The organism is Desulfoprunum sp., assembly GCF_053613775.1.
In genome coordinates, this window is record NZ_JBSHXH010000006.1 from 250110 (window position 1) to 276723 (window position 26614).

Below are 26614 nucleotides of genomic sequence, written 5' to 3' on the forward strand. Positions count from 1 at the left end.
ACTCAACTGTTTGAGGTTAATATATAAATATATTCCGTAATTTAATTCCCTCACATTGACATTCTGTGTTGAAGATATATGATCAGATAGAAACCAATGCAAATCATTCAGAAAATGATGGAGGCCGTATGACTCTGACAAAAGCGGATATGGTGCAGCAAGTTTACAAGAACCATGAAAACCTGACCAAGGCCCAGGCAACCGATGCTGTCGAGGCATTTCTCCGGTTATCGAAAAATTCGTTGATCGAAGGCTCCGACCTGCTGCTCAGCGGCTTTGGCAAATTCAACGTAAAAGACAAAAATGCTCGACGGGGACGCAACCCCCAGACCGGCGACGAGCTGACTCTTGATGCGCGGAGGGTCGTCACCTTCAAACCGTCGGGCATCCTCCGTGACAAGATAAACGCATCCTGAAAAAAATATTTTTACTGTTTGAATCACCTGCAGGATGAAGAAATTGTCCGTGGGCAAAAACGGAAGAGACGCGATTTCATGTCATTTCGAGCGATAGCGGGAAATATCGTACCTAGGCGCCGGAGATTTCTTCCTGCAGTCGCAACGACAGGGCAGGCAGACGCTCATTATGCATGAGGCTTGTTTGTGTGCCCTTTCTGAGATTTGTACGACCCGGGATGAGACCTCGTCCCGGGTTTTTCAGTATATACTCCTCGGCTGAATATCTTTACAGTATAGAGATACCAGCGGTACGACGAATGTCGCGTCCAGAATTTTCAATCGTCCGGCTTGATTGCATTGCTGATGCACGTCGCTGGAATATCCATCCGTTTCTCGGGGTTGAATTCCCAGTCAGTCTCAGCCAATCCATTGGGAAGACCGGCATCCTTCACCCACCCCTCCTTCTCGAACTTGCTGATGGAGGGTTCGAAATTATTGACGGCAGAAAACGATTGCAGGCGGCCAGGAAAATCCTCGCCCTGAATGAATGCCCATGCCTCGTTGTACCGCTGGCCACCCCTCCGCAGGATGTCCTCTCATTCCTTCTGGCATCCCAAGGCTGCTGCGCTCCACTCTCCCCAATGGAGACAGCTTATTTTTTAAAGATCTGCGGCGATTACCTGACCTCGGAAGAAATTGCGCAACTGTTCCTTTTCAGCCTCACCGGCAGAAACAGTATTTCGCTTTTAGCAAGATACAACCGGCTTCTGACCCTGGAATACAGTCTTCAAAATCACGTCCATCATCGATTCATCTCAGAGGTATTGGCGTTCGAGCTGTTGCGACTCAAGGCTGATGACAGGATCCAACTGGCTGATCTGTTTTCTGATTTTCAGATGGGTGGTGGCAAACAACGGCGTTTTTTTTCCTTGGCCAGAGATATCGCGATGCGAAGAGAAACAAGCATTACCGCTATTCTCGCCCTGCCGCCCCTCCAGGAAATCCTCCAGCACCGGCAGATGAATGCACCGCAGAAGGTCCAGAACCTGCTGGCCATCCTGCAGCAGATGGCGACTCCATCTGTCTATGGAGATGACCAGTCATTCAAGGTTCGCGTTTCCGCGCTGGCCCTCCCTCCCTCCTGCACCGTTGTCCACAGTCAGGCCTTTGAAACGGATGAAGTGTGTCTCTCGATCAAATTTGAAAATTTCAAGCAACTCCGGATGGCATCGGCCGCGTTGCTGGAAATGCTGAAAAACGTTGGGGTCAGCGATAAATGAGCTTGCCGGAGACCATCATGTCCTCACCGCATCGCCGGTAACTCACCTCGGTCAGCCTGTGCGCTGTATCGCGCCCCGAGCTTGTATAGCCGGTCTGAAACGGAAGCCCGTTTTCTCCAGCGAAAACCGGTGCATAAAACAGGTGGGCATAATCGTAGAGGCGCTGGTTCAGCATACTCCCATGCACCTTCGCGCCACCTTCCACCAGCAGCGAGGTGATTCCCTGCCCTCCCAGTTGACGAAGCACCTGCTGGATATCGACCCCACCACCGACATCCCGTTCCACGCGGTGGATGCAGATCCCCCTCTTTTCCAATCTGGCGCACTTTGCTGCATCAGCCTCTGCGCTGCAGAATATGAACGTCCGGGCGGTCGATTCCCCGGAAAGGACCTTTGCCTGTTCCGAGATCGAGAGTCCGGAGTCCAGAATCACCCGGTGTGCGTCCCTCCCCTTGTTCCGGCCCGGCAGTCGTGTCGTCAAGGCGGGGTCGTCGATCAGGACGGTGCCGACACCCACCAGTATGGCATCGTAGCGGTCGCGCAATCGATGAACGACGGCGGAGGTCTCGCCGCCCGTCATCCATCCGGTCTGCCGCCCATTATAGGTGATTCTGCCGTCCAGACTCATGCCGGCCTTCATCACGACCCATGGCAGGCCGGTGGTAATATGTTTTATGAATGGCCAATTCAACCGCCGGCATTGCTCCTCCAGCACCCCCGAGGTCACGGTGATGCCGCGGTCCAGCAGATAGCGGATGCCCTGCCCCTGAACCAGCGGGTTGGGATCCTCCATCCCGACCACGACCCGGGTCACCCCGCTCCTCGCCACCGCCTCGCAGCACGGCGGAGTCCTGCCGGTGTGCGAACAGGGTTCCAGCGTCACATACAGGGTTGCCCCCGCGGACTCGGTTCCGGCCGCCGCAAGGGCATGGATCTCGGCATGGGGATTTCCCGCCTTCTTGTGATAGCCTCTGCCGATCACCTGGCCATTCTTGACGATGACCGAGCCGACGCATGGATTTGGTGAGGTACGGCCGAGCCCCTTTTTCGCCTCGTTCAAGGCAAGCCGCATATAGCGCTGGTCGATCTCAGTATTCATGGCCTGACCGGGATTCAAGCAGCGTCTTCAACTCGTCCATGAACTCATTCACATCCTTGAATTGCCGATAGACGGAGGCAAAACGGACATAGGCCACTTCGTCGAGCTGCGGCAGTTCCTCCATCACCCACTCACCGATCACCTGTGACGAAACCTCCTTGGTTCCAAAATCCTGTAGCCGGTGTTCAATTTGATCGACAAACTGATCGATCCGGTCACGGCTGACCGGCCGCTTTTCGCAGGCCTTCTCCAGTCCCAGCACCATCTTCTGCCGGTCCCAGGCCTCCCGCCGCCCGTCCTTCTTGACCAGCATCGGCATCATCACCTCCAGCCGTTCATAGGTGGTGAACCGTTGATTGCAGACCAGACAGGACCTTCTTCTTCGGGTAATGGTGCTATCCTTGTTCAGCCGGGAATCTATGACCTTGTTGTCAAGATGACCGCAATATGGACACTTCATTGAATTCTCCCTGACATTACGCCACTCCTGTTCACATGCTCCGCTTGAATAACCGTATTACTTGAGCCTGTTGCAAAATAAACGGCTGCAAGCTCCATCATCTCGACGGCCGAGAGAAATCTCATTGTTCTGAAAGTTCCGAATTCTCACTATCGCTCGAAATGACCAACGTACATCACCTCATCCCTGCGAGATGCGATTGGGAGATTGGGAGGTTGTGTGGTCGTGTAATTTTGCAAAATGCTGATTGGTATACAATTGTAGCCGATATCCCTCGGACACGCTGCACGTGTTCGTACAGGAGAGGAGAGAAGGATGCAAAGGCAACTCGAGAAGAGGCAGGGCTGCCACCTTTTCAAAGCGAGGGGAAAAAAGTGGGAAAAAATGGCAGCCCCCACGGCAAATTTCGCTGCGGTCAGAAATCGCTGAACCGGGCGATACGGGATTGATGCCGTCCACCGGAAAAGGGCGTAACAAGCCAGATCTTGACAAGATCGACAGCCACACCCTCTCCTATGACTCTGGCACCAAGGCAGAGAACGTTGGCGTCATTATGTTCCCTGCTCATTCTTGCGGTATAGTCGTCGTGGCAGTTGGCGGCACGTATTTTCCGATTGCGGTTGGCGGCGATCGCCATGCCGATTCCGGTACCGCAGACGAGAATCCCTCTCTCGCAACTGCCATCATCCACCAACGCGACGACATGCTCGGCATAGTCAGGATAGTCTACGGAATCACAGGAAAAGCAACCGGTATCGGCAACGTCGTGGCCGAGATCACGCACCAGCTGGACGATCTTTTCCTTCAGATGGTATCCGCCATGATCAGCGCCAAACGCAATCTTCATTGTTCTGTCTCCCGCACGGATTTATCGAAACCGCCGGACGGCAATAACTGCGTTCGTCCCCCCAAATCCAAAGGAGTTGGAGAGGGCGGCCTCGATCTTCATCGTCCGGGCCTGTCGTGGCACATAATCAAGATCACATCCCGGGCCCGGTTCGATGAGATTTGCGGTTGGCGGGGCAATCTGATGATGGATGCTCAGGACGGTGAATACCGCCTCGATTCCTCCGGCGGCGCCGAGCATGTGCCCGGTCATCGATTTGGTCGAACTGATCGCCAGCCGCGACGCGTGATCCTTGAACACTGTCTTGATCGCCTGGGTCTCACAGCGATCATTGAGGGGGGTGGAGGTGCCGTGGGCATTGATGTAATCGAAATCTTCGGGATTCAGGCCGGAATCCTCGATCGCCTGCTGCATCGCTCGAGCCCCCCCTTCCCCGCCTTCCGGCGGCGCCGCGATGTGATAAGCGTCACTGCTCAGGCCATAGCCGCAGACCTCGGCATAGATACGGGCGCCTCGGGCCTTGGCGTGCTCGAGTTCTTCGAGAATGAGCATGCCGGCCCCTTCCGACATCACGAAGCCGTCGCGATCCTTGTCAAAGGGCCGCGATGCCTCTTCCGGGGCATCATTCCGGCTCGAAAGTGCCTTCATCGCACTGAAGCCGGCCACCCCCAACGGACAGATGACCGCCTCGGCCCCACCGGTAACGACGACATCGCACAGGCCGTATTGAATGTGCCGATACGCCTCCCCGACGGCATGGGTGCCGGCGGCACAGGCGGTCGTCAAGGCCAGGTTGGGTCCTTTTGAACCGATCTGTATCGATATATGTCCCGACGGCATGTTCGGTATCACCATGGGGATAAAGAAAGGGGTGAGCTTTTTATGCCCCTTTTCCAGGCAGACCTGGTGATATTTCTCAATGGCCGGGAGGCCGCCGATACCACAGCCGGTAATCACGCCGACCCGACCACAATTTGCCTCATTGATCTCAACCCCACTGTCCTCGACAGCCATCATGGCTGCAGCAAGACCATACTGCACAAAGAGATCGAAGTGTTTGACCGTCTTTCTGTCCAGAAAATCTTCCACGTTGAAATCCCGGACTTCGGCGGCGATCTTGACCTGAAAGTCACTCGTATCAAAACGGGTAATCAGACCTATTCCACTCTTGCCGGCACAGATATTTTTCCAGCTCTTGGCGACACCGGTTCCGAGGGGTGTCACCAGTCCGACGCCTGTAACCACAACTCTGCGCTTCACTATAGCATCTCCTTCAGTCTGTGTGCTGCCTGACAGATGGGTTTGAAATGAGCTACCGCAAGTTACTTCAGTTTTTTGACGTAATCGATCGCATCCTGAACGGTGGTGATCTTCTCGGCATCCTCATCGGGGATCTCGATATCGAATCCCTCTTCCATTGCCATGATCAGCTCCACCAGATCAAGCGAGTCGGCCCCAAGGTCATCGACAAAGGATGCGTTCGGCACGACCTTCTCTTTCTCAACACTCAGCTGCTCAACAATGATGTCGATCATTTCCTGCTCTATAGCCATTGCTTTTCTCCCTGTTGGTAATAGTCCGTCGAATTTCGGCCGCCGGCACAGTAGTCTGATCGCCGTCGAGCCTTGTAGATATCCTGGAAAACATGGATCCGGCTGGATCCATAACGTGTTACTGCATAAACATGCCGCCGTTGACATGCAGCGTCTGGCCGGTCAGATATCGTCCATCCTCACCGACCAGATAGGCGACCGCCCCCGCCACGTCCTCAGGGGTACCGAGGCTGGCCAGCGGGATCTCCTGCAGCAGTTGCTGCCTGGCTTCTTCCGGCAGAGCGTCGGTCATCTCGGTCTGGATATAACCCGGCGCGACGCTGTTGACGGTGATGTTCCGTGACGCCAATTCCCGCGCCATCGCCTTCGTCATCCCTGTCAGACCGGCCTTGGCCGCCGCGTAGTTGACCTGGCCGGCATTGCCGACGAAACCGATGACGGAGGTGATATTGACGATCCTGCCCCATCGCTGCTTCATCATGATCTTCGAAACCGCCTTGGCGCAGAGGAAGGCCCCTTTGAGGTTGGTGGCCAGCACCTGGTCCCATTCCGACTCCTTCATCCGCGCCAGCAGACCGTCACGGGTGATGCCGGCGTTATTGACCAGGATATCGACCCTCCCCGCTTCGCTGACGATATGCTTGAAGGCCTCCTGGATCTGCCCGCCGTCAGCCACATCGAAAGCGATGGTTCTCGCCGCTCCCCCGGCAGCCTCGATCAGCCGCCTGGTCTCCTCGGCGGCGGCCGGACGACTGACATAGTTGATATACACTACAGCACCCATGGCTGCAAGACGAAGCGAAATGGCCCGCCCAATTCCGCGGCTGCCGCCGGTCACGACGGCTGTTTTTCCCTGAAGGTTCATCCTCGACGATAGTCCTCAATTCGTTTGATCAGTTTGGGTACGATCTCGTAGAGATCTCCGACGATGCCGAAATCGGCCACATTGAATATCGAAGCGTGCGGGTCACGGTTGATCGCCACGATGGTCTCGGATGACTGCATTCCGGCGACATGCTGGACGGCCCCGGAGATGCCGCAGGCGATATACAGCCTGGGGGCGACGGTCTTGCCGGTCTGCCCGACCTGGTGCGGATACGGAATCCAGCCGGCGTCGACGGCAGCCCGCGAGGCCGAGACCTTGGCCCCGAGCACGTCCGCCAACTGCTGCAGCAGTTCGAACCCCTTCGGCGTATCGAGACCACGGCCGCCGGAGATGAGGATGTCCGCTTCCTGGATATTGACCCTGGCGCCCTGGCTGGCCACCGATTCGAGCACCCGGACCCGGCTGCGCAACTGGTCGGCGGGCGGGACGACATCAACGATATCCCCCTTCCGTGCCGGATCGCCGTCCAGGGCCCGCATGACCTTGGGCCGGACGGTGGCCATCTGCGGCCGGGAGGAGGGGCAGACGATCGTGGCCATGATATTGCCGCCGAACGCCGGCCGTGTCTGCATCAGCGCCCCATCTTCCTCCCGGATGTCCAGGGCCGTGCAATCGGCGGTCAGACCGGCATTGAGGCTGGTGGCCACTCCCGGCACGAACGATCTGCCGATGGCCGTGGCCCCGGCGAGGACAATTTCGGGACGGTACTGCCTGACCAGCGAGGTCAGAACAGCGGCGTAGGTATCTTCGGCGTAGGTCGCCAGTTGTCCGTGGTCGACCCGATACACCGTGTCGGCGCCATGGGCGATCAGGGTCCTGGCCGTATCGCCGGTCTCATGTCCAAACAGGACCGCGCTCAGCTTCACACCCCTCAGGTCGGCGAGCCGGCGGCCGGCACCGAGAAGCTCCAGGGAAACCGGAGCGAGATATCCCAACCGGTATTCGCAGAAGACCCAGACGCCGGACCACGCGGCAAGATCGACCTTGACGGCCTTCTCCGTCCCTTCCAGGCTCAGGGCCCCGACATCACAGCTCTCAACACATGCACCGCACAGGGTGCATGCATCCCCCACAGCCGCACATCCATCCACGATCTCGATCGCGGCGAAGGGACACTGGTCGGCACAGATGCCGCAGCCGATACAGAGGTCTTCATCAATTCTCAACATGACAGGCGTCTCCGCGGTCGACTTAGAGGTAAGGGGCGAGCTTGGCGACCAGCTGATCGATCTGCTCGTCGATGCTGCCGGTCAGGATGGCCTTCTCCCCCCGTGCCTGAGGCGGGAAGACCCGCACGACCTGGGTTGGAGAGCCGGGAAGACCGATACAGGAAGGATCGGCGCCGATATCGGTGGCGGTCATCCGCCTGATCACGGCCTTCTTCGCCTTCATCTTGCCCTTCAGCGACGGCACCCGCGGTTCATTGATATCCTTGACCACCGTCAGCAGCGCCGGCAGTTCGGTCTCGACGACGTCATAGCCGTCATCCATCATCCTCTCGACCACGATCCCGGCACCGTTCATCTCCCGGACCTTCTGGACGCAGGTAATATACGGGATTTCAAGCCGGGTGGCCAGCCCCGGTCCGACCTGGGCCGTATCGCCGTCGATCGCCTGCTTGCCGCAGAGCACCAGGTCAAAGGCGCCGAGCGTCCTGACCGTCCTCTCCAGGGTATACGAGGTCGCCCAGGTATCGGCGCCGGCAAAGGCCCGATCGCTGACCAGCACGGCGTTATCGGCGCCGCAGGAAATGGCCTGCCGCAGGACGTCTTCCGCCTGCGGCGGCCCCATGGTAACCACCGTCACCTCGCCGCCATGGACCTCGACCAGACGCACGGCCTCCTCGAGGGCGTGCTGATCGTAGGGGTTCATGATCGACTCGACCCCTTCCCGGGCCAGGGTATTGGTCACCGGGTCAAGGCGCACATCCTTGGCATCCGGCACCTGCTTGACACATACGATAATCTTCATTGAACCGACCTTGCTGAAAAACGTGCCGAGCCGCAAACCCGCCTGGCGAAAGTAACCGCAGAACCGTTATTACTGCGCATACTCCCGATTGAGCTCCTGGCCGATGACATTGCGCTGAATCTGGTTGGTTCCTTCGTAGATCTGCAGGATCTTGGCATCGCGCATCATCTTCTCCACCGGGTATTCGCACATGTATCCGTATCCGCCCATGACCTGCACCGCATCGGTGGTCACCTTCATCGCGACATCGGTGGCGAAGACCTTGCACATCGACGAGACCTTGGACATGTCCTTCGGATGGGCGTCGATATGTTTCGCCGCGTTGTAGACGAGGGACCGGGCGGCCTCGATACCGATGGCCATATCGGCGAGCATGTGCTGCACAGCCTGAAAGGCGATGATCGGTTTACCGAACTGCACCCGCTGTTTGGCATACCTGGCGGCCTCATCAAGGGCCCCCTGGGCGAGACCGACGCCGAGGGCGGCGATTCCCGGTCGTGAAGAGTCAAGGGTCTTCATCACGGTGATGAATCCGGTCCCGGCCCGCCCGATGATCCGATCCTTGGGAATGCGGCAGTCCTTGAATATGAGTTCGGTGGTCGCAGACGCCCTGATACCCATCTTCTTCTCCTTGGGTCCACACGAAAACCCGGGATCCCCCGCCTCAACGACGAACATCGATGCCCCGCGGGGTCCCTTGCTGCGATCGGTGATCGCCACGACGGTATAGATTTCGGCCTCGCCGCCGTTGGTGATCCACTGCTTCGTGCCGTTCAGCACCCAATGGTCGCCGTCGAGCACCGCCGTCGTCTGAATCCCGGAGGCATCGGAACCGGCATTGGCCTCGGTCAGGCCAAAGGCGGCAAATCTCTTGCCGGTGGCGACATCGGGCAGGTATTTCTGCTTCATCTCCTCGGAACCACTGATCAGGATCGGATATATCCCGAGGAAACTGGCGGCAAAGGCAGTCCCGACCCCGATACAGCCGCGGCCGAACTGCTCGATGGCAAGAGCGATATCGAAACACCCGCCGCCGAACCCGCCAAACTCCTCGGGCACCGGGATACCGAACAGATCGGCCTGGGCGATATCGTTCAGGATCGCCCGCGGAAACTCATGTTTTTTATCGAGTTCGGCACGATGCGGGATGATCCGCTCATCAGTGATTTGTCGGGCTATATCGACGATCATCTGCTGTTCTTCGGTCAAGAAATAGTCCATGTCACACTCCTGTTCACCACTTAATCAGGGTTGCTCCCCAGGTAAACCCTCCACCGAAGGAACATAATAAAACCAAATCATCCTGCAGGATACGCCCGGAGCGAACAGCCTCGTCAAGGGCGATAGGTATCGAGGCAGCCGATGTGTTGCCGTACTCGGATACATTGATACAAACTCGTTCTTTGTCTATTGCCAGTCTTTCCGCCAGTTTGTTGAGAATGCGGATATTCGCCTGGTGGGGGATCAGCAGCTTCACGTCGTCAAGTGCAACCCCCTCTTTGGCGAGGACTCCGTGAATGGCATCCTCCATGGCCTTGACAGCATACTTGAACACCTCACGTCCTTCCATGACTATGTGGGTTCCGGGGTGATCATCAGTGACAATCTGAGGATTGCTGCTCTTCGGCGCATACATGTACAGGAGCTTCCACAGGTGGCCGTCCGAGAGGAGTCTGGATCCCATATATCCTGATTTTCCTTCACGATACCCGACCACAGCGGCGCCAGCCCCGTCACCGAACAGAATGCAGGTATTCCGATCCGACCAGTTCAGACGGGAGGACAGGTTTTCCGCGCCGATAACGAGAATCTTCATCCCATGGTCCGCCTGGACGTATTTATACCCTAGGTCCAGGGCGAAAAGAAAACCGGAACATGCCGCGTTGATATCGTAGGCAAAGGCATTGACGGCTCCGAGATCCCTTTGCACCAGGCAGGCACTGGCTGGCATGAGGGTGTGGGAGGACATCGTCGCCACGATAATCAGACCAATTTCATCAGCAGTGACACCTGCAGCGTCAAGCGCCCGTTGTCCAGCCTCCACCGCGAGATTGTAGGTCTGTTCGTCCTGGCCGCAGACATGCCGCGTCCGGATGCCGGTCCGGGTCTGGATCCATTCGTCGGAGGTATCGACGATCTTCTCCAGGTCGTGATTGGTAACGATTTTTGCCGGTAGACACGAGCCGGTTCCCAGTATGACTACTCCCATCACGACTCCATCAGCCGATCGTTGTCATCGGCGGCCAGACTCTTCAGGATCGCGGCGTTGAGCTGGTGCTTGACCATCTTTCTCGCCTCGAGGATCGCATTCTTGATCGCCTGGTCACTCGATGCACCATGGCAGACGATACCGATACCGTTGATCCCGAGCAGGGGAGCGCCACCGTATTCGGCATAATCAACCCGCTTCTTGAAGCGGTTGAATGCGGGACGGGCCAGCAGATAGCCGATTTTGGCCGGGAGCGATTTGACGATCTCGTTTCTGAGCATCTGCATCGCCGCTTCGGCCAAGCCCTCGCTCATCTTGAGACAGATATTGCCGACAAATCCATCGCAGACGATGACATCGACATCCCCCCGAAAGACATCGCGCCCCTCGACATTACCGACAAAATTGAGCGAGCTGTTCTTCAGCAGAGCGTAGGCTTCCTTGACCAGCTGATTGCCCTTGCCCCCCTCCTCGCCGATCGTGAGCAGACCGATCCGAGGATTCTCGATATCAAAAATGCGGGAGAAGCAGGAGGCCATGACGGCAAACTGGTACAAGTGCAGAGGGCGGCAATCGACATTGGCGCCGACATCCATCAGCACGACCGGTTTTTTCAGGGTTGGGAAAAAAGAGGCGATACCCGGCCTGGAGATCCCTTCCAGACGTCCCAACACCCGTACCGCCGCCGCCATGGTGGCGCCGGAATTACCGGCACTGACGACGGCATCGGCTTCACCCCTGCGCAAAAGGTCGAAGGCCACCATGATCGAGGAGTCCTTTTTCTTGCGGACCGCCTCGACTGGATGCTCGTTCATTTCTATAACTTGGGAGGAATGAACGATCCGGATGCGTGAGGAGGCTGAATGGCCAGGGGCAAGCTTGCCGACAATCGACCCCAGCAATACTTCATCCCCGACCAGAGTGACATGAAGTTCCGCCTGCTCCACGGCAAGTAATGCCCCGGTAATCAACTCCTCGGGACCATGGTCTCCTCCCATGGCGTCCAGGGCAATATGCACGGGAAACTCCTACTCTACTTCGGCATCAAGAGTAAAGACGGTACGTCCATTGTATTTGCCGCAACTGGCGCACAGACGATGGGGTTCCTTCGGTTCACCGCACTCGGAGCAGACCGATACACCGGTTGCCTTCAGGGCATCGTGGGAACGTCTTTTGTGGGTTCGGGCATGTGAATGTCTTCTTTTTGGCAGGGCCATGGTTTCCTCCGCTTCGGCAACAAAACTACCGAATAAGTTTGATTTCTATTTTTCTTTTCTGAGCTGTTTCAGCACATTAAAAGGTGAATACCGGCCGTTGTCGGAACAACTGCATTGGCCATCCTTCAAAACGGCGCCGCAGACCGGACAGAGCCCCCTGCAACTCTCGTCGCACAGAACCTTGACGGGCAGCGCCAGGAAGACCTGTTCCCGCAGCATTTCACCAAGATCGATAACGGGTTCCTTCAATTGAACAGTGATACAATCCTCAGCACTGCATTCCATCTCGGCGAGTTCGGCACCTTGAGTTTCATCAAGGGTAAAAATATACTCGAATTCCTCCTCGACCATCGACTCGACCGGTTTTCCACATCTATCGCAGGACAGGAGAGCGGTGAATCCGAGCATCCCGTCAAGCAGGACCTTTTTTCCTTTTCTTCCCGCGGTAATCACAACCTGCGGCGATCCGACACATTCCACCTCCTCTTCCGGAAACCAACCCGCTCCGGAATAACTGAAACTCCGCGCTTCCTGAGAAATTTCAGAAAATGGCAGCTTCATCGCTCTCCTCGCAACGAATGGAAAAGCCAGGTGGAGAAAAAAGAGCGATAGTAATCAATTTCAACGCCGATGGCTAGAAAAAAAACCGGAAGATCACGTTGGCATTGCCACCACCAATGGCGCCGGTCGGCTGAAACTGATTTCCCCATCTCTTCCGGGATCTGTCGTGATTGACTACAGAACTCGTGCCAGCCGTTCGGAACCTTTCCTCAGACGCAGGTGCGATATAAAGAGAAGCCGATTGATTATCTTCCAGGCCAGCGCCGGATAACGATCCCTGAATGCATCCAGCTTTTTGCCCGGAAACGAGACAAGACGGGAATCTTCAACGGCCGCCACGGTGGCTTCATGAACCTGGCCGGCGAAGATGGCACCCTCGCCAACCGGAGCGCCGGGATCGAGCAGCGCCACGACCTGCATCTTGTCGGCAAAGCCGGTCTGCTTTCGTACCGCAAGTCTCCCGGCAACAAGCACATATACCAAGGTCGAAACCTCACCGATCCGAAAGAGCGCCTCGCCTGCCGCCAGCCTCACCTCGGCGAGTTCCGGCTGCAGGACGGCCAGGTCGTCAGAATCGAGAAAATCAAAGGCCTGCCGCACATCCTGATCAGGAACCGGTCGCTGCATTACAGGCTTCCCTTTCCCTTCTCGAAGCTTCTGTTCTTCTCCTCGATCACCTTCATCAGACCGGCAAACTTATCCGTGCGCAGGATCGACTTGAACTGTTCCCGGTAGTTGCCGACCAGGCTGACCCCCTCGATGTTGATGTCGTAGACCATCCATTTACTGTCCGTCAGATTGAGGACATAGTGGACCGGTATTTTGGCGCCCTGGTTGTCGATGGTGGTCGAGACCTGGGCCCTTTTACCCTTTACCCGCTCTTCCAGAAAATCGATCTGCTGGCCTGAATAGCTTTCCAGTTTGCCGACATAGATATTTTCCAGCAGCTTGATCATCTGACGAGTGAAAAGCTCCCGTTCTTCAGCCGAAATCTCCTGCCATGTCCTGCCGAGAATCCGCTTCGACATCTCTTCAAAATCGAAACCGACATTGATCGCCTCCATGATCTTCGACCGTCGCTCCGCACGATGGGCATCCCCCTTGAGACGTTCATCGGACAGCAGGTCGGTCAACGATTTGAGGGTCGGTTTCAACTGGGCCATCGGGCTTTCGACCGCATGCCCGACCGGACACAAAAATACTGACAGCAGGAAAAACAGCACCACGGTTCTAACTTTCATAGTTCACGTTCACCTCGTAAAAAATCGACTTCGACCCCTAAGAACACAGCGGTCGCCTATTCATTCCCCTCAGATCCGCCTCCCCTGCTGATGCGGGCATTGCGATAATCAGAGTATGCCTGGCGTATCGCCACATAGGGATCGAGAGAATATTTTTTGGTATCTGCATACACATCCGGCTCAACGCTCATCCGGTTGACAAAGGCCGTGCCGGAATAGCCGAGCCTCTCATCCGAGTTCAATCCCACATAGTTCAGCGGATTGGCGGCATAATCCCCCACCCGACCGATCGTGTCGCGGACATTGGAGGGACCGAACAAAGGCCAGTAGAGATAGATCCCGGCCCCCATCCGATACCGGCCCAGCGTCTGCCCGAAATCCGCCGAGGGGGGGTGCATGGCGAATTCGCTCGCAGCCGGGTCTCCGAAACCGTAGACCCCGAGCACCGTATTGATACCGAAACGCGAAACGACCGTCCAGGCATCATCGAACCTCCCCTGCAGCAGGGCATTGACCAGGACGACCGGGCTGGCCAGGTTGCTGACGAAATTGCCGATACAGCCACGAACATCGCGCGGCAACGCCTCGGCATAGACATTCTTGACCGGATTCAGCACCCAGATGTAGAGCTTGTCATTGAAGACAAAGACCGCACGGTTCCATGGCTCGAGCGGGTCGGCAACCCCCACCCCGTCCTGACCATCACCATTATCATAATCATCATCGGCCAGCAGGTCAGGTGCCGCATTCGCCGCCATTGCCGCGGTCGGAGCGACAGGCGACGGGCCGAGGACAAAACCCCACAGGCACAACAACGCCGGAACTGCATACAAGGTACGTAATCTCATCCCTTCCCCCTATTTGGCGCTGCCGAAGGCAAACTTGCTGATCAGCGATTCGATATCGATGGCGGATTCGGTCTCGGTCAGCAGCCCGCCTTCGGCGAGGACCTCATCGTCGCCACCCAGCGACAGTTGAATGTATTTATCGCCGACGATACCCTGGGACTTCACCGAAGCGATCGAATCGGCCGGGACCTTGACCCGTTTGTCGATGCGCAGGGTCAGGAGCGCCAGGTGATCATCGGACAGGTCGACCCCGCTCACCTCGCCGATCACCACCCCGGAGATCTGGACCGATGCCCCCTTCTTCACCCCGGATACATTATCGAACTCGGCCGTCAGGGAATATCGTCTACTGTCGCCCCATAATGACACCTCGCCAAGCCTCAGGGCCAGGTAGCCGAAGGCCAGAAGCCCCACCACCATGAACAGGCCGACCATCATTTCCAGCGTATTTTTTTTCATCGCTCCACCAGATGACTCTGATATATCTCTCCCATCGTTGTCCGGACGAATTCCCGGATATGCTCCTGCCGCGACAACTGGATATCCTCCGGACTGGCGAAGGTATCCACTTTCCCTTCGTTCAGGATGATGACCTGATCGGCAAGATTGAAGACCTTCGGGATATCGTGACTGACGATGATTGAGGAAAATCCTTCCTGGGCCTGGGTCTCGGCGAAGAGACGGTAGATATCCTGCGTCATCACCGGATCGAGTCCGGTCGTCGGCTCATCAAAAAGCATGATCTCCGGCTTGAGTTGCAGGGCCCTCGCCAGACCGACCCGCTTCCGCATCCCGCCGCTCAGTTGCGCCGGGTATTTGCCCTCGTGGCCGACAAGCCCGAGACGCTCAAGGGTCGCCCCAACCTGTTCGCCGATCTCCCGCTCGTTTTTTTTCGTCCGCTCCCGCAGCGGCAGGGAGACATTTTCATAGACCGTCAGGGAATCAAACAGGGCCGCTCCCTGAAAGAGCACACCAAATCTGGTACGCAGGTCTTCCAGGGCCTTCCCATCGATATTGGTGACATCCTGGCCATGGACAAAAATTCCGCCGGCATCGGCCCGCATCAGGCAGAGGATGAGCTTCAGGGTGACGCTCTTGCCCTGACCGCTCCCCCCGGCAATAACGGTGGTTTTGCCGCCGGGTATCGAAAAACTGACGCGATCGAGCACCGTCTGCACCCCGCCGCCGCGCTTCGGGAAGACCTTCAGCACCTCCCTGAATTCGATTGCCGGGGGATTCACAGCAGCACCGCCGTCAGCAGATAGTCGAAGACCAGAACCGTGATGGAGGACATGACGACGGCCTGGGTCGTCACCCGGCTGACACTCTCGGCCCCGAATCCGGCCCCCCTGATCTCCCAGACGAAATAGCCCCGCCCGGTGCAGATCCAGACGACCAGAAGGCCGAAGACGAAGGATTTGATCACCCCGAGCCGGATATCGTGATTGGTGACGCTGGCCTGCATGCTCTCGATATAACTGCCGGGACTGACACCCATCAGGGTCACGCCGGCGACGTATCCCCCGAAGATCCCGACGACGTCGAAGACCGCTGTCAACAGGGGGACGGAGAACAGGGCGGCCAGGAATTTCGGGCTGATGAGATAACGGAAGGGATCGATGGCCATGCAGTCGAGGGCGTCGATCTGGTCCGAAATCCGCATGATGCCGAGTTCCGCGCACATCGCCGAGCCCGCCCGCCCCGTCACCATCAGGGCGGTGAGGACCGGACCGAGTTCCATGATCAGGGAGAGGGAGACCACCGAGCCGAGCCAGCCCTCGGCCCCGAATTTGTTGAGGGAGTAATAGCCCTGCAACCCGAGGACCATGCCGGTCGTGGCGGCCGTGCAGATAATGACGGTGAGCGATCCCGCGCCGATGAAGTGCACCTGCCGGATCACCTCCCGCACGCGGAAGGGACGCCTGAATACACCGCGGAAGGCCTTCAGCAGAAAGAAGGTCATCCGGCCGAGATCCTGAAGGACATAGACCCCCGTATCTCCGAGCCGCTGTATGGGATTGTTCTGCATACGCCTCTGACCAGAAAAAAACTGCCGTACCTGAAGCAGGGAAACCATGACAAAGAATCGTTCTGTTGCTGCACCGGAAAGATCCTGACCCGGCAGACAGCATTGACAGTTCAGCCCAGTAGAATAAAAACTTGATCGACAAATGTCAATAACGATACAAATCTTAACACATTTCACTTCACTGCCATTTGAATGGCCAGGAGACGAAGAGAGGGAGAACCGGGCCGGCCGGATCCGCCTGCGACAATCAGGTCTGCCTCGGATCGAAGGTCTCACGCAGGGCCTCGCCGATGAAGATCAACAGGACCAGGGTGAGGATCAGGACCGAAAAGGCCGACAGCGACAGCCACCACGCCTCGATATTGGCCTTGCCCTGGGCCAGCAGTTCCCCGAGACTGGGAGTGGACGGGGGCACGCCCAGCCCGAGGAAATCGAGACTGGTCAGCGCCAGGATCGAGGCCGAGACCCGAAAGGGCAGGAAGGTGATGACCGGGGTCATGCCGTTGGGCAGGAGGTGCCGGTACATGATCATGAAATTGCCGACCCCGAGGGCCCGCGCCGCCTTGACATATTCCATGCTCCGCCCCTTGAGGAACTCGGCCCGGACATAATCGGAGAGCCCCATCCAGCTGAACAGCGACAGCAGGATCAGCAGTAGCAGAACGCTGGGCTGGAAGATCGAGGCGAAGATGATCAACAGGTAGAGCTCCGGCATCGCCCCCCATATCTCGATAAAGCGCTGGAAGAACAGATCGGTCCGGCCGCCGAAAAATCCCTGGACCGCCCCGGCGATTATGCCGGCGACGGTACCGATCAGGGTCAGGGTAAAACCGAAGAGGATGCTCAGCCTGAAGCCGTAGAGCAGGCGGGCCAGGACATCCCGGCCCCGGTCGTCGGTTCCCAGGTAGTTGACGGAAGTCGGCGGCGAGGGCACGGGACCGTCGATATCAAGGTTGATGGTATTGTAACTGTGCCGGTTCGGCGGGAAAAAGACCTTGCCCTCAGTCGCCTCCATCTCCTGGAGAAAATAGGGGTCGAGATAGTCGGTCTCGGTGTCGAAATCACCGCCGAAGGCCGTCTCGGGGTAGCTGACCAGCAGAGGAAAATACGGTTTGCCCTTATAAATGACCAGAAACGGGACATCGTTGCTGATAATCTCGGCAAACAGACTCATCACGAAGAGGATCGAGAACAGGATCAGGCTGTAATAGCCCCGCCGGTTGCGGCGGAACCGGTGCCAACGCCGGCGGCCCAGACTCTGCCTGCCCGGTTTACCGCCCTTCCGGCTGGCGGTCGGCTCAGGTGTCGACATGTCTGAAACTGATGCGGGGATCGACGAGGACATAGCTGAGATCCGAGAGCAGGCGCGAGATCAGGCCGATCAGGGTAAAGAAATAGAGGGTGCCGAGAACCACCGGATAATCCCGGTTCAGCACCGACTGGTAGGCGAGCAGGCCCATGCCGTCGAGCGAGAAGATCGTCTCGATCAGCAGGCTGCCGGTAAAGAACGAGGCGATGAAGTAGCCGGGAAAACCGGTGATGATCGGGATGATCGCGTTGCGGAAGACATGTTTGTACAGCACCTGGTTCTCACTCAGCCCCTTGGCCCTGGCGGTCAGGACATACTGTTTGCGGATCTCCTCGAGAAACGAGTTCTTGGTCAGCAGCGTCATCACCGCGAGGCTGCCGACGGCGCTGGCGGTGATCGGCAGCACCATGTGCCAGAGGTAGTCGAGGATCTTCATGACCAGGCTCATCTCCGCCCAGTTGTCCGAGACCAGGCCGCGCAGCGGGAACAGGCTCCAGAAGCTGCCACCGCCGAACAGGACGATCATGACGATGCCGAGGACAAACCCGGGAATGGCGTATCCAACCAGGATAATGGTGCTGGTAACGACGTCGAAGCGCGAACCGTCCCGCACCGCCTTGGCGATACCCAAGGGGATGCAGACACCGTAGACGATGACGAAGCTCCAGAGACCGAGGGACATCGATATCGGCAGCCGGGCGATGACCAGGTCGGCGACCCGTTCATGATAATAGTAGGAGGTGCCGAAATCGAAGAGCAGATAATTCTTCATCATCAGCAGGAACCGTTCCGCCGGCGGCTTGTCGAAACCGTAGAGCTGCTGGAGTTTGACCATCCGCTCCTGGTCCAGTCCCGATCCGCCGCGATACAGCGACGACGTGACCGCGACCGCCGCTTCCCCGCCTTTGCCGTGCCCTTCCATCTCGGCGATCAGCTTTTCGACCGGCCCCCCCGGAACGAACTGCGTGACGACGAAGGTCACCAGCATCACCCCGAACAGGGTGGGGATCATCAGTGCTATTCTCTTGATTATGTAGACAATCATCTTCTCAATATGCGGATCGGTCGCTCGGTGATACCATCGGTTGGCTAATCATACGAAAAATATCGCCGACGAACATCTTAAAAGAAGAATATTTCTTGTGTTTTGTGGAACAGTATGTCTTTGTAGTTCGGGAAGTGGCTGAAATACCGGGTTCTCGCGTCAATCGTCCTGATCACCAGGAAGCCCGGGGCCTTTTTTTTTGAAGGATGGCAAAAAGTATAGAATAAAGCAAGTTATTATGATTACGACCAAAGAACAGCTCATTCACCTGATCGCCCGGGCCAGGAAGTCCGACGCAGTCGCCCTGGACACCGAATTTGTCTGGGAACGGACCTATTACCCGCAGCTGGGCCTGATCCAGATCGCGCTCTCTGACGAAGACTGCCACCTCATCGATCCCTGCGCCCTTTCCGATCTTGCGCCGCTCGGCGATCTGCTGTGCGACCGCAGCGTCATCAAGATATTCCATGACGCCCCTCAGGATCTGGCTATCCTCAACCGGGCCACCGGCGCTACGCCGCAGAATATCTTCGACACCCGGCTCGCCGCCGGCTTCGCCAACCTGTCGGCCAACCTCTCCCTCGCCAACCTGGTCAAGGAACTGCTCGACATCGATCTGCCCAAGACCGAGACCCGGACCAACTGGCTCAAACGGCCGCTCGATGACAAGCAGGTCGACTATGCCCTCGACGACGTCCGGTATCTGCGGGCTCTGCGGATCCTCCTGCTCAACCGGGTCATCGGCCCGACCATCAAGATGTGGTTGCAGGAGGAACTCAATCTGCTCAACAATCCGAATTCGTACATGGGTTCGTTCGAGAATAATTCACGCTACCTGAAGATCAGGGGGGCCGGCACGCTCAACCGGCAGGCCCTGGCCATCCTGAAGGAACTGGCGAACTGGCGGGACCAGGAGGCACGGTCCGTCAACCGTCCGCGGAGCCACGTGATCCCCGACTCGGCGTTGCTGCTGATCGCCCAGAAACATCCGGATTCGATCGAATCCTTGAAGGAAAAAGGTTTGCTATCGAGCAAGGCCCTCAACCTGTACGGTGTGACCATCGTCAATCTGGTCGGCCAGGTACTTCAAGCGGATCCATCGACCTATCCGTCTCTGCATCAGGCCCCTCGCCTGACCGCCCGGGAAAAGGAGTCGCTTGAAAAGCTCAACAGCCTGATCAACCTCAAGTGCGAGATCCAGGGGATCGATCCGGTACTCGTCGGCAACAGTTCGGAACTGAAGACCCTCGTCAAGATCCTGCATCACCGGAATGTCGAGGCCCCCCGCCAGCTTCGCCAGACCGAGGGGTGGCGCAAGCTCTTTCTCGAAGATTTCTTCCAGAATCAGAAACGATAGCATATTCAGACGGTCTCCGGATCTGATCGATTGGAATAAAAAAAAAGCTCGCCGGCGCATCCAGTCCGAATGCGCCGGCGAGCTTTTCCATACTCTGCTTTTCTTTGGAATCTACCACCTGTCGGTGCCGATAAAATCGTTCATATCAGCGCAGGTGGCACGCTCGTTCGCCGAGAGCAATTCAATATCCTTACGGTCGAAATTATCATCGGCGACACAGACGTATTCATGACCTTCCTTATCATTGACCCATACCAGGGTTGAAAAATCACCTTTCATATCGCACCTCAACATTAGAGTTTCAGTCGTTTCGAGTTGCATGACGGGGCTGGCCCCGATACAACAACGGTAAGCTCGATCCGGTCGAAATCAATGGCGGGACCCGCGGGCCGTGCAACCTCGCCCGCGGCTACAGCCACCGGCCCTACCGACCGGACTGGACGCCGGCAGCCAGCCGGCCGAGTTTTTCAGCCAGGAGCGACTCGGGAGGGGCGCCGACCACCTGGTCGAGCACCTGGCCGTGGCGGAAAAACAGCAGGGTCGGCACACCCCTGATCCCGTATCGCAAGGCACTGTTGGGATGCAGGCGGGTATTGAGTTTGGCGACCACGACTTTGCCGAAGAATCTGCGGGTCATCGCCTCGATGACCGGCGCCAGTCCCCGACAGGGGCCGCAATCGGGGGAGTAGAAATCCACCATCACCGGCAACCGGCTCCCGGCCAGAAATGACTGGAGGTCCTGGTCACCGAGCTCGATCGGGACGACCTGGGCCGCCAGATCGATCACCTCCCCGCACCTGCCGCACCGCGGTCCTTCATGCTGCCGCTTCTCCGGAATCCTGTTCTTCGTCCCGCACCTGCCGCATCCCACGATCACTGCCGTTTCCACGCCTCACCTCCACCTTTCGTTCGCTGGATCATCCCTGCTCGCCTCGCCTGCCGCTCAACTGGTCAGCAACCGGTAAAACTCCGTCATCCTCAGAGGCAATTTCTCTATGTTATTCACAAAAATATAATTACCGCGACCGTACATATGGGCCAGGTAGTCATGGGCCGTCTGATCAACCGTGATGCAGAAGGAATGAATGCCGCCGCCCCTCGCCTCGACCAGGGCCTTGCGGGTATCCTCGATGGCATAGACATCGACATAGCCGTCATAGTCCTCCGGCTTGCCGTCGGACAGCGTGATCAGCAGGCGGAGACGGGCATCGGTCGCCTGGAGCATCCGGGTCAGATGGCGGATTGGCGGCCCCATGCGGGTATATTCCCGGGGGCCGATGGCGCCGATGCGCCGCCGCACCTCCTCGTCATAGGCCTCGTCGAGGTGCTTGACATGGAACAGCTCACAGCGCGACCGCCGCATCCCGGAAAAACCGTAGATGCCGTAGCGGTCGCCCGACACCTCCATCACTTCACAGAGCAGGACCACGGTTTCCTTGATCAGTCGGCCGACCCAGCCCTCGGTCGAATTCGACATGTCGACGAGAAAGAGCGCCGCGATGTCGCGCTGGTCTCTGACCAGCCGGATAAACAGGCGATCCGAGGGGGCGAAACCGGCCTGCCGGTCGCCCAGGGCATCGACCATCGCATCGAAATCGATATCGTCGCCGTACCGTCTTCTCTTGACGAAGCGATGGGTGGTCCGCAGCATTTCGAACTGCCGCCGCACCCGGGCGATGAGTCCCCGGTATTTCTGCAGGGTCAACGGCACAAAGCTGGTCATGACCGGCGGCAGTTCCTTTTCCGCGAGCACGCACCAGTCCTTGCGATAGCCGGCGCGGCGGTAATCCCATTCGTCATAGATGAACGAGGCTGCGGGCGGCAGGGCCAGCCCGCCCGTTTCCGCACCGGCGGCAAGATTTCGACCCCGCCCCGCCATCCCGGCCGCAGCCTCGATGTAGCTGTCAGGGACCTCGCCGAGATCGGCCTCGATCCGCTGCATCACCGCCGTAAGTTCGGGCGGCAGTTCCATCTCGGCCGACAGCGATATCCCCGGCGTCACCTCCTTCTCCCGGGCCCGATTGCCGGCCTTGGCGGTCAGGACGATGCTGTCCGCCCGGCCCGCCCCGCCAGTCCCTTCCTCCTCGGCCTGGCCCCGGATTTGACTCTCCTCCAGCCATCCAGCCAGCCTGGAGATGAACAGTTCCCGGTCTTCCTCCCTCGTCTGTTCGATCCGCTTACGGGCGGCACTGAAATCGGGGTCGCCCAGCAGCAAGATCAGCACCTGATCGCCGCCGGCCTTGTTGTCGGCAAAACGGTCGTAAAAATCGGGAAACCGGGAGAGCCCGCCACTCTCTCCAAGTCTTGACAATTGGTGGTCCCCAAACTGAGGCACCGGATCGGATGGCAACAGGGTCGATCGCAGCAGCTCGCGGACCTGGTCCCCCCTCCGCCCGCACCGTCCCGCAGGAATCTCGAGCAGTTGCCGGCAGAGCGGCTGCACCGCCCGGACCAGCCCCGGCAGCCGACGACGGACCAGACCGAAAATGCGGGGCAATTGATACAGGAGCAAGAGCCGGCCGGCCAGGACCGGAGACGGGAAACAGGCAAGATAGTCGTCGATCCGCCCATTCCCGGGCCCGGTCCCGTATCTGGTCGCCACGACGGCGAAGTCCTGATCACGGGGCTGCAGATGGAAAATCCCTTCGGCGATACAGGCCCACTGGAGGATGATGGTAAACCGCAGGAACAGGAGATTGTCGACCCGCTCCGGAAACGGACGCTGCCGCCCCGGAAGATAGATCGTCCGCGTATCGGTCCACAGCCTGCCCCGCCCATCGGCCGCCAGGTCCAGGGCCAGGCCGGACACCCCGCGCAGATACGGCACCATCGCGCCCCTGATCTCGTCGACGGCAACACCGGCATTGCCGTGCAACGGCTCGAGGAAATTTTTCTCGATATCGCCCATGAAGTCCCTGGCTGCCCGCAGCCCGGCCTCTTCGTAACGGGCGAGGATCTGCCGCACCCATTCGGCCAGGAGTTCCGGCGGCCAGTGGGATGCCCCCTTCACCCCCTCGCCCAGGAAGGAAAAGCAGAGACTGTGACTGATCGGCCAGATGGTCGGCACATGGGCAAGCAGGGCACGGCGGTAGTCGGCTGGAATTTCGGCCAGCAACTCCATCGCCTCTTCCACTTCCCAGTCATTGGGATGGGATGGAAACACCAACTGATAGAAGTTCTGCTTCTGTTCGCCGAGGTCCATCGCCACCACCTAGAAGATCGACTGCACCATCTCTTCCATCGCCTCCAGCAGTTCAGGATCATCGGTCAGGCTCTCGATGATACCGGCCCGGCAGGCGCTGCGGATGTCAAGCCCCTGGCGCAACAGCTGGGCGGCCTGGATCAGCAGGCGGGTCGAGGCCCCTTCGGCCAGTCCCGAGTCCTTGAGACTCCTCGTCATGCCGGCCAGCCGCACCAGGCGAGCGGCGAGGGGCTCCTCGATCTTCCCTTCGGTCATGACGATACGGCCTTCGAGATCGGGCCGCGGGTAGGAAAAGGACAGTGAGACGAAACGCTGCCGGGTCGAAGGCTTGAGGTCTTTGAGGACACTCTGGTATCCCGGATTGTAGGACACCGCCAGCATGAACTCGGGCGGCGCTGCATAGATCATGCCGAGTTTTTCCACCGGCAATTCCCGCCGGTCATCGGCCAGGGGATGGATCACCACGGTGGTATCCTTGCGGGCCTCGACGATCTCGTCGAGGTAACAGATCGCCCCATGACGGACCGCCAGGGTCAGCGGCCCGTCGAGCCACACCGCCTCCATCCCCTTGACCAGATAGCGGCCGATGAGGTCCGAGGTCGAAAGATCGTCATGACAGGAGACGGTGATCAGGGGGCGGTTCAGCCGCCAGGCGATGTAGCGCATGAACCGGGTCTTGCCGCAGCCGGTCGGCCCCTTGAGCAGGAGCGGCAATCGTTCCCTGGACGCGGCCAGGGCGAGTTCGATCTCGTTTCCCTGGGGCAGATAGAACGGCTCGACAAGAACCCTGTGCTCTTCGATGCGTTGCTGGTTGGAGGTATCCATATTTGCATATTGATAATTTTTGTCATATAGGAACTGCTTTCAATAATGATATGCATCAATCGCCGGACGACAAGGACGATGCGCGACCGAGATCAGCCGCCTTGCCGATCATGTCCGCTGGAGCGTTGGGGGGCAAGGCGTGAGGCGTGCCTCTGCTGCAATCGGCGAGTTGTGGATATCAGCGGGGAATCTCTGCACCGGTCATGGCACGGAATCAACGATAGTTGACCAGACCGGACAAATCGTGTAAGCATTTCAGCTTTCGAAAACCGGATCATCGGCACCTCTCTTCAATTGACATGATCAATTGATTGCCAGGGTTGTCCTCCATCCCGGCATGTCCAAACCCATCCGATCAGGACCAATGAATTTTTTTGAAAAGATGTATTCGATTGTGGCGATCGTATTCGAGATCGGCCTGGTTGTTTTTTTCCTGCTGCAGCCTCAATACCAGCGTCTGTCGATCCTGCTGCCGGCCTGCACCATCGGCCTGATTGTCAATATCATCCTGCTTTTCCTCATTTTTCGGGATATCTTCCAGCGCCCCTTCGACAACCCGAATACAAGGTATTTGTGGCTGGCCATCATCCTGTTGTTCTGGCCCGCCGGCCTCATCTACCTGCTGCGCCACGGCTTCAAACCGCGATAACCTGGTCGCCCCGATTCCTCTGCCGGTTTACCGGCCGATCTCGGTTCCGCTATCGACTTTTTCCGCCGCCAATCGTTACCTCCTTGACATCTCCCGGCATACACAGTATTTTTCTTCTCTTTTGATCTTTCAGAATAATTGCCCTGCCGCCAATCCTTCCTGCCGATAGCGGCGCGGAGGGCATTGGTTCTGTTGTCATGAATAACCGGCGACGCAGGCATACTACGTATATTGCTCATCTTTCCGCTTTGATACGGAACAGAAACAACAGCTATGTTTGAAAACCTGACAGACAGGCTCGAGGGTGTCTTTCGAAAGCTCCGCGGCCACGGCACCCTGACTGAAGACAACATCCAGGAGGCGATGCGCGAGGTGCGCATGGCCCTTCTCGAGGCGGATGTCCACTTCAAGGTGGCCCGGGATTTCGTTGCCGGTGTCACCGAAAAGGCGATCGGCCGGGAGGTCTCGAAGAGCCTCTCGCCCGGTCAGCAGGTCATCAAGATCGTCCACGAGGAACTGGTCGCTCTCCTCGGCGGCAACACCGATCCGCTCCGCCTCGATGGCCGTCAGCCGGTCACCATCATGATGGCCGGCCTCCAGGGCTCCGGCAAGACGACGACCTCGGGGAAGCTGGCGGCGATGCTCAAGAACAAGGGGCGCAGGCCGTACCTGGTGCCGGCCGACATCTACCGTCCGGCCGCCATCGAACAGCTGCAGGTACTCGGCGACCGGCTGGGCGTGCCGGTCCACCCGTCGACCACCGACACCAGGCCGGTCGACATCTGCCGCCAGGCCATGGCCGCCGCCGCGGAGAAGAATTACGACACGGTGATCTTCGACACCGCCGGCCGACTGCATATCGACGAATCGCTGATGAGCGAACTGAAGGAGATCCAGGGAGCGGTCCAGCTCTCCGAGATCCTGTTCGTCGCCGATGCGATGACCGGCCAGGACGCCGTCACCGTCGCCGAAAAGTTCAATCAGGACCTGGCGATCACCGGCGTCGTTCTGACCAAGATGGAAGGCGACGCCCGCGGCGGCGCCGCCCTGTCGATCAAGAGCGTCACCGGCAAGCCGATCAAATTCGTCGGCATGGGCGAGGGACTCGAGGCCCTCGAGGTCTTCCACCCCGACCGCACCGCCTCGCGAATCCTCGGCATGGGTGACGTCCTCACCCTGATCGAAAAGGCCGAGGCGGTCGTCGACAGGAAGGCGGCCGACAAGCTCGCCAAGAAACTGCAGAAGAGCGAGTTCTCGCTCGAGGATTTTCTCGATCAGATCCAGCAGATCAAGAAGATGGGGTCGCTCGAGCAGATTCTCGACATGGTGCCGGGCATCAACAAGCTGCGGCAGCTCAAGGATGCCCCGCGCCCCAACGAGAAAGAGCTGTTCAAGACCGAGGCGATCATCCGCTCGATGACCAGCGAGGAACGGCGGAATTACAAGATCATCAACACCAGCCGGCGGGAGCGGATCGCCAGAGGTTCCGGCACCGCCTTGGCCGATGTCAACCGGGTGCTCAAGAGCTACTCGGAGATGCTGAAGATGATGAAGAAGATGCGCGGCAAACCCGGTGCCCTCACCGGCATGAAACGCCGCAAGTTACCAAAAGGACTCAGAAGATAATT

The 26614-nt window shown here is 58.2% G+C and carries 30 protein-coding genes; 5 read left to right on the forward strand and 25 right to left on the reverse strand.

Annotated features, from left to right (window positions below; genetic code table 11):
- Positions 1-128: 128 nt before the first annotated feature.
- Positions 129-416 (forward strand): integration host factor subunit alpha, encoded by a 288-nt coding sequence (locus tag ACWGKN_RS13890; protein WP_035229734.1) that lies wholly within the window; start codon positions 129-131, stop codon positions 414-416.
- A gap of 299 nt (positions 417-715) precedes the next feature.
- On the forward strand, positions 716-1678 hold the full coding sequence (locus tag ACWGKN_RS13895; RefSeq protein WP_035229730.1) for a ParB/RepB/Spo0J family partition protein: 963 nt from the start codon (positions 716-718) through the stop codon (positions 1676-1678).
- On the opposite strand, the gene ribD is transcribed toward ACWGKN_RS13895, so the two are convergent.
- The 21 genes from ribD to ACWGKN_RS14000 all read right to left on the reverse strand — a co-directional run bounded on the left by ribD (position 1665) and on the right by ACWGKN_RS14000 (position 18953).
- Positions 1665-2777, reverse strand: a complete 1113-nt coding sequence (gene ribD, locus ACWGKN_RS13900) for a bifunctional diaminohydroxyphosphoribosylaminopyrimidine deaminase/5-amino-6-(5-phosphoribosylamino)uracil reductase RibD (protein ID WP_035229729.1) — start codon at positions 2775-2777, stop codon at positions 1665-1667. The genes ACWGKN_RS13895 and ribD overlap by 14 nt on opposite strands.
- Positions 2767-3237 carry a transcriptional regulator NrdR gene (gene nrdR / locus ACWGKN_RS13905; protein ID WP_035229726.1) on the reverse strand — a complete coding sequence of 157 codons (471 nt, stop codon included), beginning with the start codon at positions 3235-3237 and terminating at the stop codon, positions 2767-2769. The genes ribD and nrdR overlap by 11 nt, the downstream gene beginning before the upstream one ends.
- 415 nt (positions 3238-3652) lie before the next feature.
- On the reverse strand, positions 3653-4084 hold the full coding sequence (rpiB, locus tag ACWGKN_RS13910; RefSeq protein ID WP_035229723.1) for a ribose 5-phosphate isomerase B: 432 nt from the start codon (positions 4082-4084) through the stop codon (positions 3653-3655).
- 21 nt (positions 4085-4105) lie between these two features.
- Complete coding sequence (fabF, locus tag ACWGKN_RS13915; protein WP_035229721.1) at positions 4106-5344, reverse strand: beta-ketoacyl-ACP synthase II; 1239 nt, start codon at positions 5342-5344, stop codon at positions 4106-4108.
- 62 nt (positions 5345-5406) lie between these two features.
- Positions 5407-5637, reverse strand: a complete 231-nt coding sequence (acpP, locus tag ACWGKN_RS13920) for an acyl carrier protein (RefSeq protein ID WP_035229717.1) — start codon at positions 5635-5637, stop codon at positions 5407-5409.
- Between the two features lie 118 nt (positions 5638-5755).
- Positions 5756-6502, reverse strand: a complete 747-nt coding sequence (gene fabG, locus ACWGKN_RS13925) for a 3-oxoacyl-[acyl-carrier-protein] reductase (RefSeq protein ID WP_452095478.1) — start codon at positions 6500-6502, stop codon at positions 5756-5758.
- Entirely contained in the window at positions 6499-7692 is a 1194-nt protein-coding gene (locus tag ACWGKN_RS13930) for an electron transfer flavoprotein subunit alpha (RefSeq protein WP_035229710.1), read from the reverse strand. The genes fabG and ACWGKN_RS13930 overlap by 4 nt, the downstream gene beginning before the upstream one ends.
- A gap of 22 nt (positions 7693-7714) precedes the next feature.
- Complete coding sequence (locus ACWGKN_RS13935; protein WP_035229801.1) at positions 7715-8494, reverse strand: electron transfer flavoprotein subunit beta/FixA family protein; 780 nt, start codon at positions 8492-8494, stop codon at positions 7715-7717.
- Positions 8495-8563: 69 nt separating this feature from the next.
- Positions 8564-9715 (reverse strand): acyl-CoA dehydrogenase family protein, encoded by a 1152-nt coding sequence (locus ACWGKN_RS13940; protein WP_424252749.1) that lies wholly within the window; start codon positions 9713-9715, stop codon positions 8564-8566.
- 13 nt (positions 9716-9728) lie between these two features.
- Complete coding sequence (locus tag ACWGKN_RS13945) at positions 9729-10703, reverse strand: beta-ketoacyl-ACP synthase III (RefSeq protein ID WP_424252748.1); 975 nt, start codon at positions 10701-10703, stop codon at positions 9729-9731.
- Entirely contained in the window at positions 10703-11722 is a 1020-nt protein-coding gene (gene plsX / locus ACWGKN_RS13950) for a phosphate acyltransferase PlsX (RefSeq protein WP_424252747.1), read from the reverse strand. Before plsX ends, ACWGKN_RS13945 begins: the two co-directional genes overlap by 1 nt.
- A gap of 9 nt (positions 11723-11731) precedes the next feature.
- Entirely contained in the window at positions 11732-11920 is a 189-nt protein-coding gene (gene rpmF / locus ACWGKN_RS13955) for a 50S ribosomal protein L32 (RefSeq protein ID WP_424252746.1), read from the reverse strand.
- A 45-nt stretch (positions 11921-11965) separates the two neighbouring features.
- The gene (locus tag ACWGKN_RS13960; protein ID WP_052159960.1) at positions 11966-12481 is read right to left on the reverse strand and encodes a YceD family protein; all 516 of its coding nucleotides are present in this window, start codon (positions 12479-12481) and stop codon (positions 11966-11968) included.
- 174 nt (positions 12482-12655) lie between these two features.
- Positions 12656-13108 (reverse strand): Crp/Fnr family transcriptional regulator, encoded by a 453-nt coding sequence (locus ACWGKN_RS13965; RefSeq protein WP_052159959.1) that lies wholly within the window; start codon positions 13106-13108, stop codon positions 12656-12658.
- Positions 13108-13722 (reverse strand): MlaC/ttg2D family ABC transporter substrate-binding protein, encoded by a 615-nt coding sequence (locus ACWGKN_RS13970; protein ID WP_452095479.1) that lies wholly within the window; start codon positions 13720-13722, stop codon positions 13108-13110. Before ACWGKN_RS13970 ends, ACWGKN_RS13965 begins: the two co-directional genes overlap by 1 nt.
- Positions 13723-13778: 56 nt before the next feature.
- A complete protein-coding gene (locus ACWGKN_RS13975; RefSeq protein ID WP_452095480.1) occupies positions 13779-14570 on the reverse strand; it encodes an MlaA family lipoprotein in 792 nt (263 codons plus the stop codon).
- Positions 14571-14579: 9 nt separating this feature from the next.
- Positions 14580-15029, reverse strand: coding sequence for an outer membrane lipid asymmetry maintenance protein MlaD (gene mlaD, locus ACWGKN_RS13980; protein WP_035229698.1), 450 nt, complete (start codon positions 15027-15029; stop codon positions 14580-14582).
- A complete protein-coding gene (locus tag ACWGKN_RS13985) occupies positions 15026-15811 on the reverse strand; it encodes an ABC transporter ATP-binding protein (protein ID WP_035229696.1) in 786 nt (261 codons plus the stop codon). The genes mlaD and ACWGKN_RS13985 overlap by 4 nt, the downstream gene beginning before the upstream one ends.
- Positions 15808-16599 (reverse strand): MlaE family ABC transporter permease, encoded by a 792-nt coding sequence (locus tag ACWGKN_RS13990; protein WP_035229791.1) that lies wholly within the window; start codon positions 16597-16599, stop codon positions 15808-15810. The genes ACWGKN_RS13985 and ACWGKN_RS13990 overlap by 4 nt, the downstream gene beginning before the upstream one ends.
- 247 nt (positions 16600-16846) lie before the next feature.
- Positions 16847-17911: an ABC transporter permease gene (locus ACWGKN_RS13995; protein WP_052159956.1), complete on the reverse strand. Its 1065-nt coding sequence runs from the start codon at positions 17909-17911 to the stop codon at positions 16847-16849.
- Positions 17898-18953: a microcin C ABC transporter permease YejB gene (locus ACWGKN_RS14000; RefSeq protein ID WP_035229693.1), complete on the reverse strand. Its 1056-nt coding sequence runs from the start codon at positions 18951-18953 to the stop codon at positions 17898-17900. The genes ACWGKN_RS13995 and ACWGKN_RS14000 overlap by 14 nt, the downstream gene beginning before the upstream one ends.
- Positions 18954-19191: 238 nt before the next feature.
- Between ACWGKN_RS14000 and ACWGKN_RS14005 the strand changes: the two genes are divergently transcribed.
- Positions 19192-20310 (forward strand): ribonuclease D, encoded by a 1119-nt coding sequence (locus tag ACWGKN_RS14005; protein WP_424252743.1) that lies wholly within the window; start codon positions 19192-19194, stop codon positions 20308-20310.
- Between the two features lie 111 nt (positions 20311-20421).
- Here ACWGKN_RS14005 and ACWGKN_RS14010 read toward each other — a convergent pair whose 3' ends face one another.
- From ACWGKN_RS14010 to ACWGKN_RS14025, 4 genes are all read right to left on the reverse strand, one after another.
- Entirely contained in the window at positions 20422-20589 is a 168-nt protein-coding gene (locus ACWGKN_RS14010; protein WP_424252742.1) for a hypothetical protein, read from the reverse strand.
- 145 nt (positions 20590-20734) lie between these two features.
- Positions 20735-21199, reverse strand: a complete 465-nt coding sequence (locus ACWGKN_RS14015; RefSeq protein ID WP_035229691.1) for a thioredoxin family protein — start codon at positions 21197-21199, stop codon at positions 20735-20737.
- Between the two features lie 54 nt (positions 21200-21253).
- The gene (locus ACWGKN_RS14020) at positions 21254-23512 is read right to left on the reverse strand and encodes a nitric oxide reductase activation protein NorD (protein WP_424252741.1); all 2259 of its coding nucleotides are present in this window, start codon (positions 23510-23512) and stop codon (positions 21254-21256) included.
- 9 nt (positions 23513-23521) lie between these two features.
- Positions 23522-24337, reverse strand: coding sequence for a CbbQ/NirQ/NorQ/GpvN family protein (locus ACWGKN_RS14025; RefSeq protein WP_035229689.1), 816 nt, complete (start codon positions 24335-24337; stop codon positions 23522-23524).
- A 364-nt stretch (positions 24338-24701) separates the two neighbouring features.
- Here ACWGKN_RS14025 and ACWGKN_RS14030 point away from each other — a divergent pair, with 364 nt between their 5' ends.
- Both ACWGKN_RS14030 and ffh read left to right on the forward strand, forming a co-directional pair.
- Positions 24702-24986: a hypothetical protein gene (locus tag ACWGKN_RS14030; protein ID WP_452095481.1), complete on the forward strand. Its 285-nt coding sequence runs from the start codon at positions 24702-24704 to the stop codon at positions 24984-24986.
- Between the two features lie 273 nt (positions 24987-25259).
- Positions 25260-26612 (forward strand): signal recognition particle protein, encoded by a 1353-nt coding sequence (gene ffh, locus ACWGKN_RS14035; protein WP_424252739.1) that lies wholly within the window; start codon positions 25260-25262, stop codon positions 26610-26612.
- Positions 26613-26614 lie beyond the last annotated feature (2 nt).

What these genes read in the sequence shown, in the direction of transcription:
- rpmF (WP_424252746.1), bottom strand. Translation starts at nt 11,920, where the DNA reads ATGGCCCTGCCAAAAAGAAGACATTCACATGCCCGAACCCACAAAAGA.
- ACWGKN_RS14020 (WP_424252741.1), bottom strand. Translation starts at nt 23,512, where the DNA reads ATGGACCTCGGCGAACAGAAGCAGAACTTCTATCAGTTGGTGTTTCCA.
- ACWGKN_RS13995 (WP_052159956.1), bottom strand. Translation starts at nt 17,911, where the DNA reads ATGTCGACACCTGAGCCGACCGCCAGCCGGAAGGGCGGTAAACCGGGC.
- ACWGKN_RS13890 (WP_035229734.1), top strand. Translation starts at nt 129, where the DNA reads ATGACTCTGACAAAAGCGGATATGGTGCAGCAAGTTTACAAGAACCAT.
- ffh (WP_424252739.1), top strand. Translation starts at nt 25,260, where the DNA reads ATGTTTGAAAACCTGACAGACAGGCTCGAGGGTGTCTTTCGAAAGCTC.
- ACWGKN_RS13930 (WP_035229710.1), bottom strand. Translation starts at nt 7,692, where the DNA reads ATGTTGAGAATTGATGAAGACCTCTGTATCGGCTGCGGCATCTGTGCC.
- ACWGKN_RS13965 (WP_052159959.1), bottom strand. Translation starts at nt 13,108, where the DNA reads ATGCAGCGACCGGTTCCTGATCAGGATGTGCGGCAGGCCTTTGATTTT.
- ACWGKN_RS13940 (WP_424252749.1), bottom strand. Translation starts at nt 9,715, where the DNA reads ATGGACTATTTCTTGACCGAAGAACAGCAGATGATCGTCGATATAGCC.
- ACWGKN_RS14025 (WP_035229689.1), bottom strand. Translation starts at nt 24,337, where the DNA reads ATGGATACCTCCAACCAGCAACGCATCGAAGAGCACAGGGTTCTTGTC.
- ACWGKN_RS13960 (WP_052159960.1), bottom strand. Translation starts at nt 12,481, where the DNA reads ATGAAGCTGCCATTTTCTGAAATTTCTCAGGAAGCGCGGAGTTTCAGT.
- ACWGKN_RS13945 (WP_424252748.1), bottom strand. Translation starts at nt 10,703, where the DNA reads ATGGGAGTAGTCATACTGGGAACCGGCTCGTGTCTACCGGCAAAAATC.
- ACWGKN_RS14005 (WP_424252743.1), top strand. Translation starts at nt 19,192, where the DNA reads ATGATTACGACCAAAGAACAGCTCATTCACCTGATCGCCCGGGCCAGG.
- ACWGKN_RS13990 (WP_035229791.1), bottom strand. Translation starts at nt 16,599, where the DNA reads ATGCAGAACAATCCCATACAGCGGCTCGGAGATACGGGGGTCTATGTC.
- ribD (WP_035229729.1), bottom strand. Translation starts at nt 2,777, where the DNA reads ATGAATACTGAGATCGACCAGCGCTATATGCGGCTTGCCTTGAACGAG.
- fabG (WP_452095478.1), bottom strand. Translation starts at nt 6,502, where the DNA reads ATGAACCTTCAGGGAAAAACAGCCGTCGTGACCGGCGGCAGCCGCGGA.
- mlaD (WP_035229698.1), bottom strand. Translation starts at nt 15,029, where the DNA reads ATGAAAAAAAATACGCTGGAAATGATGGTCGGCCTGTTCATGGTGGTG.
- ACWGKN_RS14000 (WP_035229693.1), bottom strand. Translation starts at nt 18,953, where the DNA reads ATGATTGTCTACATAATCAAGAGAATAGCACTGATGATCCCCACCCTG.
- rpiB (WP_035229723.1), bottom strand. Translation starts at nt 4,084, where the DNA reads ATGAAGATTGCGTTTGGCGCTGATCATGGCGGATACCATCTGAAGGAA.
- ACWGKN_RS13975 (WP_452095480.1), bottom strand. Translation starts at nt 14,570, where the DNA reads ATGAGATTACGTACCTTGTATGCAGTTCCGGCGTTGTTGTGCCTGTGG.
- ACWGKN_RS13895 (WP_035229730.1), top strand. Translation starts at nt 716, where the DNA reads ATGTCGCGTCCAGAATTTTCAATCGTCCGGCTTGATTGCATTGCTGAT.
- ACWGKN_RS14030 (WP_452095481.1), top strand. Translation starts at nt 24,702, where the DNA reads ATGAATTTTTTTGAAAAGATGTATTCGATTGTGGCGATCGTATTCGAG.
- acpP (WP_035229717.1), bottom strand. Translation starts at nt 5,637, where the DNA reads ATGGCTATAGAGCAGGAAATGATCGACATCATTGTTGAGCAGCTGAGT.
- ACWGKN_RS13935 (WP_035229801.1), bottom strand. Translation starts at nt 8,494, where the DNA reads ATGAAGATTATCGTATGTGTCAAGCAGGTGCCGGATGCCAAGGATGTG.
- nrdR (WP_035229726.1), bottom strand. Translation starts at nt 3,237, where the DNA reads ATGAAGTGTCCATATTGCGGTCATCTTGACAACAAGGTCATAGATTCC.
- ACWGKN_RS13970 (WP_452095479.1), bottom strand. Translation starts at nt 13,722, where the DNA reads ATGAAAGTTAGAACCGTGGTGCTGTTTTTCCTGCTGTCAGTATTTTTG.
- ACWGKN_RS14010 (WP_424252742.1), bottom strand. Translation starts at nt 20,589, where the DNA reads ATGAAAGGTGATTTTTCAACCCTGGTATGGGTCAATGATAAGGAAGGT.